The 13,220-nt window shown below is 58.6% G+C and carries 10 protein-coding genes and 2 pseudogenes; 4 read left to right on the forward strand and 8 right to left on the reverse strand.

Features of this window, described 5'->3' with window-relative positions:
* Positions 1-95 precede the first annotated feature (95 nt).
* The gene (locus JTY93_RS27925; RefSeq protein ID WP_064560585.1) at positions 96-1,328 is read left to right on the forward strand and encodes an MFS transporter; all 1,233 of its coding nucleotides are present in this window, start codon (positions 96-98) and stop codon (positions 1,326-1,328) included.
* 104 nt (positions 1,329-1,432) lie between these two features.
* Positions 1,433-2,146, forward strand: coding sequence for a type 1 glutamine amidotransferase domain-containing protein (locus JTY93_RS27930; RefSeq protein ID WP_064560583.1), 714 nt, complete (start codon positions 1,433-1,435; stop codon positions 2,144-2,146).
* A 213-nt stretch (positions 2,147-2,359) separates the two neighbouring features.
* On the opposite strand, the gene JTY93_RS30225 is transcribed toward JTY93_RS27930, so the two are convergent.
* From JTY93_RS30225 to JTY93_RS27970, 8 genes and pseudogenes are all read right to left on the reverse strand, one after another.
* Positions 2,360-2,581 carry a GNAT family N-acetyltransferase gene (locus JTY93_RS30225; RefSeq protein WP_077884331.1) on the reverse strand — a complete coding sequence of 74 codons (222 nt, stop codon included), beginning with the start codon at positions 2,579-2,581 and terminating at the stop codon, positions 2,360-2,362.
* 28 nt (positions 2,582-2,609) lie between these two features.
* Entirely contained in the window at positions 2,610-3,548 is a 939-nt protein-coding gene (locus tag JTY93_RS27940; protein WP_205477430.1) for a phosphotransferase family protein, read from the reverse strand.
* Positions 3,549-3,624: 76 nt separating this feature from the next.
* Positions 3,625-4,305 carry a DUF3363 domain-containing protein gene (locus tag JTY93_RS29705; protein WP_275899800.1) on the reverse strand — a complete coding sequence of 227 codons (681 nt, stop codon included), beginning with the start codon at positions 4,303-4,305 and terminating at the stop codon, positions 3,625-3,627.
* Entirely contained in the window at positions 4,280-8,353 is a 4,074-nt protein-coding gene (tamB, locus tag JTY93_RS27950; RefSeq protein ID WP_275899801.1) for an autotransporter assembly complex protein TamB, read from the reverse strand. Before tamB ends, JTY93_RS29705 begins: the two co-directional genes overlap by 26 nt.
* Positions 8,350-8,952 (reverse strand): annotated as a pseudogene (locus JTY93_RS27955) (autotransporter assembly complex protein TamA); the annotation flags it as partial. The pseudogene JTY93_RS27955 and the gene tamB, both read right to left, overlap by 4 nt.
* A gap of 52 nt (positions 8,953-9,004) precedes the next feature.
* Positions 9,005-9,709, reverse strand: coding sequence for an IS6-like element IS26 family transposase (locus JTY93_RS27960; protein WP_001067858.1), 705 nt, complete (start codon positions 9,707-9,709; stop codon positions 9,005-9,007).
* Between the two features lie 50 nt (positions 9,710-9,759).
* Positions 9,760-11,742: pseudogene (locus JTY93_RS27965) on the reverse strand (DUF4158 domain-containing protein); the annotation flags it as partial.
* Entirely contained in the window at positions 11,726-12,328 is a 603-nt protein-coding gene (locus JTY93_RS27970; RefSeq protein ID WP_010465829.1) for a recombinase family protein, read from the reverse strand. The gene JTY93_RS27970 and the pseudogene JTY93_RS27965, both read right to left, overlap by 17 nt.
* A 191-nt stretch (positions 12,329-12,519) precedes the next feature.
* On the opposite strand from JTY93_RS27970, the gene JTY93_RS27975 reads away from it, so the two are divergent.
* Together JTY93_RS27975 and JTY93_RS27980 are read left to right on the forward strand one after the other, a co-directional pair.
* The gene (locus JTY93_RS27975) at positions 12,520-12,897 is read left to right on the forward strand and encodes a type II toxin-antitoxin system RelE/ParE family toxin (protein WP_042933781.1); all 378 of its coding nucleotides are present in this window, start codon (positions 12,520-12,522) and stop codon (positions 12,895-12,897) included.
* Positions 12,878-13,213, forward strand: a complete 336-nt coding sequence (locus JTY93_RS27980) for a helix-turn-helix domain-containing protein (RefSeq protein WP_001172026.1) — start codon at positions 12,878-12,880, stop codon at positions 13,211-13,213. Before JTY93_RS27975 ends, JTY93_RS27980 begins: the two co-directional genes overlap by 20 nt.
* Positions 13,214-13,220: the final 7 nt, after the last annotated feature.

Here is a 13,220-nt window from a genome sequence, read left to right on the forward strand (position 1 = left end):
CTCACGGTGAACTTCAGGAACGCGGGGCCGCTCCTTGTGCCCGGACTTTTCCTGCTGCTAACGGCATCCTCATTTCAATCGAAGCGATATCAGTCATGACTTGCGAAGCGTCACCTCGGTCGAGCCCAACTCGCGCCACTCAGTCGCCGGAGTCCGCGTCGCGCTTTGCCATTTTTGTTTTGCTCTCAGCTCTGTCGGTGGTGCCAGTCAACTTGATAGCGCCTGCACTGCCTACAATGGCGGTGGAACTGCTTTCCGATCCTGCGGTGATAAGCCTCGCTGTTGCGGGTTACGCCGTTGTCACCGCTCTGGTTGAACTCATCTCGGGCGCGATTTCAGATCGGTACGGGAGACGGCCCGTTGCGCTGGTCTCCATGGCAATCTTCATTCTCGCCTCTATTGGCTGTGCAGCGTCTGCCAATATCATGACCTTCCTGTTCTTCCGAGCACTGCAGGCCGCCATTGCTGCCTGCTTTTCTGTTGCGCTTGTCGGAATCAAGGAAACATCAAGCGATCGCGACGGCGCGAGCCGAATGGGATACGCCGCAATGGCATGGGCGCTGGCTCCGATGCTCGGCCCTACCGTTGGCGGGGCACTCGATCAGTTCCTGGGATGGCGCGCGATCTTCATCACCCTTGCTCTCTGCGGAACGGCAATGCTTCTACTGTCGCTGAGAGCGCTCGGGGAAACCGCGCCCTCGCTCACTTGGCGCGAGCGCAGCTATCTCAAATCTTATGCGCTGCTTTTGGGGTCAGTGCGGTTTTGGGCCTATGCAGCCTGCATGGCCTTTTCAACGGCCACGCTCTACATTTTCCTGGTGGGAGCCCCCCTGGTCATCGGCGGCTCGAGTGCCGTTCTGGGGCTGTATATGGGGCTCGTCCCGACGGGGTTCATCTTCGGCAGCTATTTGACAGGGCGCTTTGCTTCCAGATTCCCACGAGGAACCGCTTTGATCGCCGCGCGGGCTTTGACCTGTGCCGGATTGCTGGTGGGGCTGATGCTGACCACGATGGGAAACACGGATGCCCCGGCCTTCTTCCTGCCGTGCATGTTCATTGGCATTGGGAACGGCTTGACCTTACCGCTGGCGAATATGGGCGCAATGTCATTGCATAGCGATCTTTCCGGCACGGCAGCCGGCTTGGCGGCAGCCATGCAAATGGGCGGCGGCGCGGTCATTGTTTCTATTGCTGGAATTCTCCTGCCCGAGGCAGACACCCATGCCCTATTGGCCATGATGCTGAGCGTCGCGCTGCTCGCCCTGTTCGCTGCAACCGTCGTGGCACTCCTGGAGCGACCGCTGACAACAGCACATAGACCTGGATGATACTTGGAAAGCGTTGAGCGCGACCTCGCCAACGCCCCCGTTTTCTTAGGCTACAGGGCTAAGGAAAATGGCTACTAAAGAAAAGTCGAAACAGGAAACCGAGGATGAATTCAAAAGCTGTCATTATCGTGACCTCTCATGCCGACCTTGGAGATACAGGCCGTATAAGCGGGTTTTGGTTTAATGAAATGAGCGCTCCATACTGGGCGCTGACAGATGCTGGCTTTGACGTGGATATCGCGTCACCAAAAGGCGGGGCAGCTCCATTCGATCCACACGGCATATCCGACGAAGAGAAATCGGCCGACACGGACAGATTTCTTCGATCCGATGTCGAGCAACGCAAAATCAATGCCACACTCGCTGTTCATCAGCTCAAAGCTCATGATTACGCTGTCACCGTGTTTCCAGGCGGCTTTGGCACAATGTGGGATCTGGCACAATCAGAACAGGTCGCCGCATTTGTAAGCGCCGCCTACGAGAATGGCGCGATTCTCTGTGCCATCTGTCACGGTCAGGCTGGCCTGATCGGCGCTAAAAAACCAGATGGAACGCCGCTGACCAAAGGTATGCGGTTATGCTGCCCGCCCAACTCCGAAGAAGAGGCTAACGGCGTCGCCTCGATCGTTCCCTATCTGCTCGAAACCGAATTTCGGAAGCTTGGAGCTCTGTTCGAGTGTGGGCCGGACTATTCCTCTAAAGTCGTGAGAGATGGCCGACTGATCACCGGGCAGAATGGCCAATCAGTAGATGCTGCGGTTCGCGAGTTGCTGCGTGCCATCACAGAACTGCAGCCCGCACCGGCAATGAAATCCTGATCTTGTTCATCCGCTTCATTACCAACGCAGGTGCGGCGGCAACCATTTTGCGGACGGGCGAATTTGCACATTCGTGTTTGCATTCACGAGATTGCGCTGCGGCCTTTCAGTCCAACTGATCGGCATGCATATGAGGATCCTTGAATGCCTATTGCGGACGGCCCGGCGATCTTGTCGCAAAACTAAGATTTCCGCGACGCCGCATTGCTCCCGTTAGCTGATGAGTGGCAGATGATAGCGAGTATACTTCTCGAAATCAGCGACAGGAGAGAAGCCCGCACGCGCGAGCAAAGCCACGCTTCGCGCATTCCCGTGCGTGACGCCCGCATAGAGATCAGATGCCGTCAGCGCATTTTTCGCATGTCCAATCAATGCCCGTAGGGCAGCAGTCGCATAGCCCTTCCCAGTTTTGTGCTGGTCCAGCCAATACTCCAGTCCGTGACCAAACGATGGGAGGCTGCGATCAAGTTTCTTGGCAGCCCGTCGAAGCGCTTCTCACTTTCTCATCCTGCGTGGCAATCTCCTCACAGCGCGCCATCGCCCACGCGAGATCTGCGGCATCCCCTGCTTTTGCACTCTCGAAGATCTGAACAAGCCCAATGTGGAGCTGGTAACAGCGCAGGGCCTCAGCGTTTTGCAGGAACTCAGGGTGTCGCGTCTCGATGTGGCGCGCTTGCGCCTCCATGCAGGCAAGCCAGGGGCGCCAGAAGAAAATGTTGGCCACGTCATAGATCGGATCGCCGAATAGGGCTTCGCTCCAATCGATTACAGCGGTGATACGCCCCTGGTCTGTCAATACGTTATTGGAACCAAAATCGCCATGTACGAGCCGGCGAACATCGGCGCACCGTGGCATGAATTCGCTAAGCAAGCGAAAATATCCATCGATCTGCCGACGATCCACAACGGCCTCGATCCGCTTCCAATCGTAATGCGCTTCGTCAGTGATGGCAGCTATGAAGTCCTGCCAGCTTGCGTGCCGTCCGATGCCGCTCGGATCGAACGGGCCGAAGCCCTCGGTTCCATCAAGTATCGCCTCAGCCATGGCCGACATGACCTGCGAGACTGGGCCGACCACTGTGGGCAGAGTCTCGATGGCTAAGTCCTGTAACGTGACGCCTAGTGCTCGCCGCGATACGCACCACGTATGGTCTTCAATCTCGCCTATTGCGACGACCTCAGGGATCGGGAGATCGCGGGAGGCGAAACGGCTATGGCAGAAGGCGTCTTTGTGAAATCCAGCTGCAGTGCGGTTCACGCGCAGCACGAAGTCCTCGCTTCCAACACAAATGGCGAAGGCCTGCGACTCTTCACCTTCGGTAATGGGTCTGCATTCCGAGGGTCTATCGAAATCGCGCGTAATGGCAGAAATTACAGCTTCTCGGGTAAATCGCGGCTTCATCGGCGTTTTTCTCAACATTTTTTACAGATATGATCAATCCGCCTATTAAACCGGAGTGTGCTGTTCAGGGCAATACCTAAATAGCGAGACCCCTCTGACGCCCTAACATCCACGACACCGATCCGCCCTGCACGATGCCCATAACCTCGCGGCCGAGCTGGCGGTCGATGACCGGCCGCCAGGGGACAAGCGTGAACTCGTGGCTCTTTTCCACGACGGCGAACTTGCCGCTCGATAGTTGCACGGTCCCGGTGAACCTGCCGCTAACGGTCTCGCCGTCCGTTGCCACCCGAAACGGCAGCGTCTTGTTCGCTGCCATCTCAGCGCCTGCATGGGCAACTTCGCGCTCGCGCAGGGTGGCGAGAAGGTTGCTCCGATAGGAGACTCGGCCGTCCTGCTGGCGTGTGGCGTCGCCCTGCTCGATATGATGCTCACGGCGGCGGTCCATCGCCTCGCGCACCTCATGACCGAATCCGGCCGGTGCGAGATCCGATGCGTCACTCGCAAGCAGCCGCCGATCGAGCCAGGTCGATCCTTCCGCGCCGATCTGGTTTTCCAGATTGAAGATGGATAGGACGCGGATGCTGGCCTGCCGGTTGCGGCCGGCATCGAAGGCTGCGGCGCGGCTCTCGAGATCTTCGGGGATGCGCCACTGGTCGACGTCGATCCGCTCGACGATTCCGGGGCGGCGCAAAGCTTCGAGCCGGCGCACATGAGCATCGACGTAGCCCTCATAGTCGCCCCCCCCCCGGAACACGGCCTTCGAACCTCGCCTGTTCGCGATGGCGGCTCGGCCGATAAATGCCGCCCTCGGAGATGCTGGCGATGGTGCGGTCGGATGGACGGCTCGCTGTCTCGGCCGGGCCGATCTCGATGACGCTGCCGATCCGGGCGTCCTCGATGCGGGCGGCGTCGATGCCTGCGACATGGTGCGTGCGCCCGTCGATACCATCGACCACGATGGTCAGGTTCTCGCCAAGCTCGTCGGTCAGATATTTGTCGAGGACGCGGCCGGTGATCGGGACTTCCGGCGCAACGTCATGAATCTGGAAGGTCATCGGATCTCGCTCCAGCCCGTCGGCCTTGAGCGCCTTGTCCATATTGCGGATGATGTCGCCGCGTTCACCCAACTCGCGCAGCACCTGTTCCATCCGCTCGCTCAATTCCCAGACGCCGGTTGCACGCTCGGTGGCGAGGCCCATCTTCTCCAGCTTGCCGAGACGGCGCAGGCGCAGCGTGCGGTCGAACTGGCGGCGATGATCGGCCGGCTCATGACGCAGGTCGAGGAAGCGGTCCTCCGCTTCCTCGGTCATGGCGCGGTCGATGCGGGTGAAGCGGTCCTGACCGATCTCGGCCGAGAGCTTGCGGCTCTGCTCGATCTCGGTGACGGGGCCGAGTTCGAGCGTCGTAAGATCGCTCGCCCGCTCGCGGATGCCGTTGGCGAGATAGTCGCCGTTGATGACAAGGTTTTCACCCAGCTCGTCCGTGCCGCGCATGATGACATGGACATGGGGATGGCCGGTGTTGTGGTGATTGACCGCGACCCAATCGAGCTGGGTGCCGAGATCGGTTTCGACCTGGGCCATGAGGTCGCGGGTATAGGCGGTGAGGTCCGAAAGGTCCGCGCCGTCCTCGGGCGAAACGATGAAGCGGAACTGGTGGCGATCGTCCGCGCCGCGCTCGATGAAGGCAGCGCCGTCGGCGCGGTCTTCGGTCGCCGAATAGAGCTGGCCGCGCTCGCCGTCGCGCGAGGTGCCGTCGCGCTGGATGTAGCGAAGATGGGCGGCGGATTTGCCGTTCTTTCCCGCGCCCTGGACGTAGCGGGTTTTGACGACGACGCGGCGCCGACCGGGACTGCTATGCTTCCATCCGCCTGAGAGCGTGCGGGCGCGCACGAATGCCGCACCGCGTCCGCGTTTCAGGCCCGGCCAACCGCTCGTCCGTGATGCCTTGCCGCTCTTCGCCGATGACTGCGACCGGGCGCGCTGCGACGATGATGCCGAGGATCGCGACGCAATGTTGCTCTGCTGCCAGGCGATCTTCTTGGCCTGCGTGAGAAAGCTCTTGGCCTTGCCATTGAAGTTCATTGCCAGTTGGCTGGGCTGCATATCGAACGGCATGAAGTTACCTTCCACATCCACACCGTTGAGCTGCATCTGCCCGAACAACTGCGGGCTTTGCAGATTCCCGCCGAGCCGTAAGTTAGCGTTCAGCGTACCCGCCGCTTTCTCGCCGCGCGTAAAGATGGCGTTAGCCATCGCCAGCGAGAAATTGCGGATATTGACGTTACCGCCAAGGTTACGTCGCCCCTGGGGATCGGTGACCTGCACCTGCCCGTCAAACTGTCCGTTATTGGTCAGACGGATCAGCCAGCCTAAATCCGCACGATTATTCTGCAACTTCGCGTTAAGGTTCAGTGTTTCGAAAGCGACCGGCAGCGGTGCATCGTTCACTACCTGGGTCACTTTGACGTTACGCCCGGATAGCGTCACTTCACCCTGCGGCAAGCCTTCTTTGGTGGCATCCCACGAGACATCAGCCTTACCGCTGAATGTGCCGCTGGCCTGGGTGGTATCCGGCATAAAGGGTTTCAGCATCGCCAGGTCGAAGCGGTTCAGATTGACCACCGCACGCCCCTGCGCCCCGGCATCGATCGTCTGCGGCACGCAAAGCTCCGCATTCGGGTTGGTCCAGCAGTGTGGCCCAATACTGATCTTCTGTTCCTGATTGCGGTAATCCAGCGCGATTTCACGGTTCAGGGCAACTAGCCCGACGGGCGTGGTGAAGCGTGTATCGCTAAGGGTGCCCTTCCAGCGCTGTTCGTTGCGATCAAAACTCCCGGCCAGTTTTAACTGCCCGGCGACCGGCTCACCCTGCACCCGCAACTCAAGTTCGTGCTGCTTTTCACTGCCTTTGGCAGCAAGCGTTGCCAGGCTGATATTCACCCCAGGCTGAGAGAGGCGTTCAACCCGCACATTCATCGTACCGGCAAGCTGATCGGTCGATTTCACATCCCCTTTCACCAGGACACGGGCCACACGCAGCGCTTGCCAGCGCAGATTGCTGGCGGTGATATCCGCCATTACCTGTGGCGCATCCACCGTACCGCGAATATTCACCAGCCCTTTAGCCGTACCGCCCAGCCCTGGCAGTGCGTTATCCAGACCTGGCGCGTCGATGTTGGCATCCAGGTTAAGATCTTTTACTCCCAGCTCGCCTTTGACATCGGCTTTGTTGCGTCCCAGTTCCAGATGTAGCCCCGGAATGGTCCACTGCATATAGCTGTTGCCTTTAAGCTGCCCGTCAACGCTGACTTTATTTTGTTTCACGTTCCCGGCGAGTTTCAGCTCCGGGATATCAAGCTGCCAGGTTCCGCCGTAGAGACTGCCGCGCATTTTCGCCAGCCCGTTCAGTTTTGCAGGCCAGTCCGGGAAGGTTTTTGCGGTGTTGATACCGTCCAGCGTTAACTCTCCGCGCCAGCTAATCGCCTGCTGCCAGTCGAGCAAGGCTTTGAGTTCGGTTTTCCCTTCCAGCGCGGCGACGCTCAGCTTGTCGATGCTGATTTGCTGCTCGTTACCTTTACCGTCCAGAGTGATGGTGGCTGGTGGTACGTCCTGGCCCTTTACCGCCGTGCGGAACGACAGTGTGTAGTCAGTCATTTTACCGGTCAGCTTGAGCTTAAGGTCGTCGGCCTGATACTGTTTTTCACCGGTAAACGGCCAGTAGAGCTGCTCGCTGGTGATGTCCAGATTGAGCGGCAGCCCCGCCTCGGCAAGCTGTGTTTGCCCACGTAGAACAATATCCACCGGGCCGGACAGGTTGACGCCAAACTCCAGTTGTTTGCGCACCTCGCCGCCGACTTTGAGCTTCACTTTCTCGCCTTTCATCGGATCGACATTCAGGGTGCTGTTGAGGGTGATATCCACCGGCCAGTTATCCCGCAATGTCGCCGTGCCCGTGGCATTAAGCGTGCCCTGATTTGAATCGATATCGAACGCATCAAGCTTCATATTGCCGTCAATGCTGCTCACTTTGAGCAGCATATTGCTGACCGTGATATCGGTGTCACCGGTTAAGCGAAGCTGCTCACCGTGAAATTCTTCAATATTGAGATTGAGCGGCAGATGCACATCCGTCATCTGCGGCAGCAGCGGTTTGGCGAAGAGTTGCTTAAGGGATTCGCCCAGCGGCAGTTCATCCGGTTTCGGATTCTCAACCTTCGGCTCCACCACCTGTTCCTGCGCCACCTTCGCTACTTTCGGCAGGGCAATTAGCAGGCCGCTCAGCGAGGTGGGTTTCAGGGTCAGGTTCTTCTCTTCCCAGTTCAGGGCAGAGGAGAAGTTCATGACGGAGACGGTCGTGTCATCAATATTAATATTGACGTTATTGAGGGCTACGCGGCTTAACGTAATGGGGTACGGCGTGAAAAGGTTTAACGGCCCGTTATCCTCTTCTTTCACCGGCGCGGCAGGTGGCATCTTTTTGGTATCGATGACCACATTGATATCTTTTAGCGAGATATCGTTCACGCACAGGCTACTGTCACGCAGGCAGCCCAGTTTTACCGCCAGATGGAACTCTCCGGCATTCACCGCGATACCCGGCTGATCGTAACGAATGTTTTTCAGCGATAAATCACGCCAGCCGCCGATCACCTGGCCGATTTCCAGTCCCGGAACCCAACGGTTGGCGGCCTTAAACAGCAGGTGTAACCCGCTCGTCGTCCCGACGAGAAAAATAACCGTCCCCAGCACTAACAGGATAAACACCAGTACGCCGAGGCTTATCTTCTTCCATAAACTCATAATTCAGGCCCCAAACCGATGTAAAACTGTAATCCGTGCTCGTCTTTATCGCCGACCGGAACGGCCAGATCGAATTTGATCGGGCCAACCGGTGATTGCCAGCGCACCCCGACGCCGGTACCGGTTTTGAAATCACTGCGGCGGATATCGCTCACGGCCTCACCGCTATCGACAAAGACCGCGCCCCACCATTTACCCGTCACGTTGTATTGATATTCCAGCGATCCGGTGGCCATTTTCGAGGCGCCGATCAGCTTACCGTCATCATCCTTCGGCGCGATAGATTTGTATTTATAGCCGCGGATGCTGCGATCCCCCCCGGCGAAGAAGCGCAAATCTGGCGGTACGCGGTTAAAATCGTCTGTTTCGATCCACCCCAGGTTGCCACGGGCCACAAAACGGTGGCGGTCATATAACGTGCGGATCCAGGCGTTTTGCGCCTGCATCACGATAAACTCCACATCCGAGCCCCAAGCGGTGCTGGAGTAATCGATGGAATAACGCTGGGAATCACCCCAGGTCGGCATCAGACCGCCGCGCGAACGGGTACGGCTGATCATCACCCCCGGATAAAGCAGCATGGTGGTGTTGGTCACGCTGGCACTGTTGCAAAGTTAGCGATGAGGCAGCCTTTTGTCTTATTCAAAGGCCTTACATTTCAAAAACTCTGCTTACCAGGCGCATTTCGCCCAGGGGATCACCATAATAAAATGCTGAGGCCTGGCCTTTGCGTAGTGCACGCATCACCTCAATACCTTTGATGGTGGCGTAAGCCGTCTTCATGGATTTAAATCCCAGCGTGGCGTTGATTATCCGTTTCAGTTTGCCATGATCGCATTCAATCACGTTGTTCCGGTACTTAATCTGTCGGTGTTCAACGTCAGACGGGCACCGGCCTTCGCGTTTGAGCAGAGCAAGCGCGCGACCATAGGCGGGCGCTTTATCCGTGTTGATGAATCGTGGGATCTGCCACTTCTTCACGTTGTTGAGGATTTTACCCAGAAACCGGTATGCAGCTTTGCTGTTACGACGGGAGGAGAGATAAAAATCGACAGTGCGGCCCCGGCTGTCGACGGCCCGGTACAGATACGCCCAGCGGCCATTGACCTTCACGTAGGTTTCATCCATGTGCCACGGGCAAAGATCGGAAGGGTTACGCCAGTACCAGCGCAGCCGTTTTTCCATTTCAGGCGCATAACGCTGAACCCAGCGGTAAATCGTGGAGTGATCGACATTCACTCCGCGTTCAGCCAGCATCTCCTGCAGCTCACGGTAACTGATGCCGTATTTGCAGTACCAGCGTACGGCCCACAGAATGATGTCACGCTGAAAATGCCGGCCTTTGAATGGGTTCATGTGCAGCTCCATCAGCAAAAGGGGATGATAAGTTTATCACCACCGACTATTTGCAACAGTGCCCTCTCCAGGACGTGGTACGGGATGTCGCTGGTACGTGCCATAACCTGGTTGCCGTGGTTCATGGCTTGGGCAATGATCACCGCCATCAGACTGTCGGCGTCGGCTACCTTCTTCGCATAGCGTGGCTGCAATGGTGTCAGCGCCGACAGGAACTGGCACTGGCCGTTGACGAAGCGAAACACGTCGGCGACATCGCAGTATGGCAGTTGCTCGTAGAGAGCTTGCTCGCGCGCCTTCTGGTTCTCCCCCTTGGGCTTGCGCCAGGTCAGTCTCTGCGTGTCCTTGTCGTATTCCAGGTGCGTCAGCTTGCCCTGTTTCAGCTCGCGATTGAACGCCACCCATTGCGCACGCAACTCGGCCGCCAGTGCATCGAGCTGGGCACTGACCGGCTGCCGCAGGAAGGGGATGTCCATCTGCGCGAGCACGGCGGCTTTCTCGTCCATCGAAACCAACTCGTCGGACAAATGCCGGTGCTGCAAGCTGTCGTCAATGTAGAGCTCGCCCGCCTGGAAGCGTTTCCTGACCTGACGGTAAAGCCAGAATTCGTAACGATCGGCATGCAGGCCTGTCGGCGTGCCTTCGGCATCGAACATCAGCAGGTACGGACGCAAGCGTTTCGGCAGCGTTGCCGCCGGACATTCGTCGAGTGGCCGTTGTGATAGGCGCTGCTGCTTGGCGAACACGCTCTTGGCCCAAGTCAGCGCCGCGAGCCATGGGTTATCGGGGGCCGTGCCGGCGAAGTCGAGCGCGACGTACAGCGGCCGTAGATGGCGTCGAATGCGTTCGGCCAGGCCGTCCACCGCCTGCCAGTGCAGCGCCAGTTTGTTCAGTGGCTTGACGCTCATGCGCTGCGCCGTGTTTTGCAGCAATTCCCTGGACATGATTTTGTAGGCGCGTTGGCGCACCTCGCCGAACGGCGTCGGATCGGCCACGCTGTCGTCCACGTACAGCGACAGCAGGCGGCCAACCTGCGGCGTTTCCTGATGGCGTCGCAGCTGTTCGGCGACAAAGGACTGTTTCGCACCCGTGCGGCTCTCGTCCTCAAGTTTTTTCATGTGGAAGGCCATCGCGTCGACCAGGTTGTCGGTGAGCTGCCGGTAACGTACCCAGGCATAGCACAGCAGGTAGAGCCGGGTCTGCTCCGCCTTCAGGTGGCGCAGGTCATGGACGGTATAGAAGTTCGCCAGGCTCGCGTAGTACAGCAGGTTCTGCTGCGAGATGCCGAGCTTGGGCAGCAGCGCCTTGGCGATCCCGTGCAAGGACTTCAGCGTGGCGCGCTTCTCGCGCTCCCCTGCCATCTGACGCCAGCCGAAATCTTTAGCGTCCTGCTTGAGCGCTGCCAGTTGAGACAGGGTGTCGTCACGCACCAGGAGCTGGCCCAGCGCAGCTTTGGCCGATTCGTCCAACACTTCTGCCAGCAAGCCGCCCAAGCGCCTGCGTTCGGTGGACAGGGCTTCACTGACCAGCTCTTGTAAGGTGGTGTGGCCGGGCCGGATGATTTTGTGCTCGCTGAGCCAAACGATCAGTTCGGCGGCCACGAATCCTGGCATTACGTCGCGCCGCACGATCTGTTCAGCCTGCTGTGCCAGTTGCGGCAGGAAGCTAGCCGCCCACGACCGGTAGCCGAACAGTTCGGCGATCTGACCCCTCTGGCTGTAGTGCTCATGCTTGGTGATCGCCTTGCGTTCGAACGCTTCGCCGTGGAAATAGCGACTCAGCACGAAGGCGCAATCGTCCTCGACCTCATGCCAATCGAAGCGGAAGAAAGCATGCTTGGCCTTGAAGTAGCCGATCTGCAAGACGCAATAGACTTGGGCCTGCAGGCTAGGCCGGCTGCTGGCGAACGCCAGTTCAGATTCGGTCAACGCCAGGTATTCCAGCCGCTGAGCATCGTCGAAGTCCGGTAGGCCGTACAAGGCTTCCTGCTCTGCGTCAGAAAAGACGGTGAGTAGCTTATTCTTGTTGCTCATCGACCGTCCTTCCCGCACCACGCCAACCTGCTCGCGTCAATGTTTCGATCAACGTAGTGCGCTTGACATTGAAGTTGCGGCACACCGCCGCCTTAGACATGCCGCCATCGAGCGCGGCGACGATGGCGTCCAGCTTCTCACCAGTGATCGCCTGCGGCCGGCCGCCGATCCGGCCGCGTTTGCGTGCGGCGGCCAAGCCCGCGACGACGCGCTCCTGAATCAAGGCGCGCTCGTACTGCGCGAGCGCACCGAACACCTGGAACAGGAATTCGCCCGAGGGCGTCGTAGTGTCCAGGTTCTCTGTCAGCGAGCGGAACGCCACCCGCTTGTCCTTGAGCGAAGTCACAATGGCGAGCAGGTGCGACAGCGAGCGACCGAGCCGGTCGAGTTTCCACACCACCAGCACATCGCCGGCTCGAACGAACTCAAGCGCCCGCGCCAAGCCGGCACGGTCATCCTTCGCGCCAGAGGCACGATCCTCAAACAGGTGACGCGGATCGACGCCGGCGGCGAGCAGCGCGTCGCGCTGCAAGTCCGTGCTCTGGCGGTCGGAGTCCGACGACACGCGCATGTAGCCAACCAACATAGGCGGATAACCATCAAAAACAGGTTTCCGCATAATAGTGAATAGCGATAGAGTTTTCCGTACATTTTTGAGGGGGTGTTGCACAGGTAGCACAGCGGCGGCTGACAGCCTGTCGCAAAACAAATGTTTTACGACACCTCCTTGAGGTTGCCGCGTTTACATCATTACCTGAACAGGTATAAAATTCCGTCATGACAAACAAAGAAAAACCGCTCGAATGGATCGCGAGCAGCCACAAGGATTTGATGGCGTTGCCGTCCGACGTGCGTCGCCGTTTCGGTTACGCGCTCTCGTTGGCGCAGATAGGCGATCAGGATGACGCAGCAAAGGTGCTCAAGGGGTTCGGTGGTACCGGCGTGCTGGAGGTCGTCGAAGACGATGCCGGCGGCACCTATCGAGCGGTATACACGGTCAAGTTTGCGGAAGCGGTGTTCGTCCTGCACTGCTTCCAGAAGAAGAGCAAGAGCGGAATCGCCACGCCAAAGGCCGACATGGACATCATCCGCGCTCGGCTGAAGGTGGCCGAGGTATTGGCACAGGAGCTACGAAATGCAAAAACGAATCATTGAAGGCGTCGAGGTTCAGCGCAGCTCGGGCAACGTCTTTGCCGACCTTGGACTGCCTGACGCTGAAAAGCTCAAGATCAAGACCGGCCTGGTGGTCGAGATCAGGAGGGCCATGCGCGCCCTTGGGCTGACTCAACAAGCGGCGGCCAAACGCATGGGCATCCCGCAACCGAAGGTGTCGGGCATGATGCGCGGCGACTTCACCAATCTATCCGAACGCAAGCTGATGGATTGTCTGAATCGCCTCGGCTACGACATCGAAATCAAGGTACGGCCAGCAGCCGAGCCGATCGGGCATCTAACGCTCGCAACCGCTTAATCGGAGC

Origin of the sequence: Pseudomonas hygromyciniae, from assembly GCF_016925675.1 — a bacterium.
In the GTDB taxonomy this organism is placed as follows: Bacteria; Pseudomonadota; Gammaproteobacteria; order Pseudomonadales; family Pseudomonadaceae; genus Aquipseudomonas; species Aquipseudomonas hygromyciniae.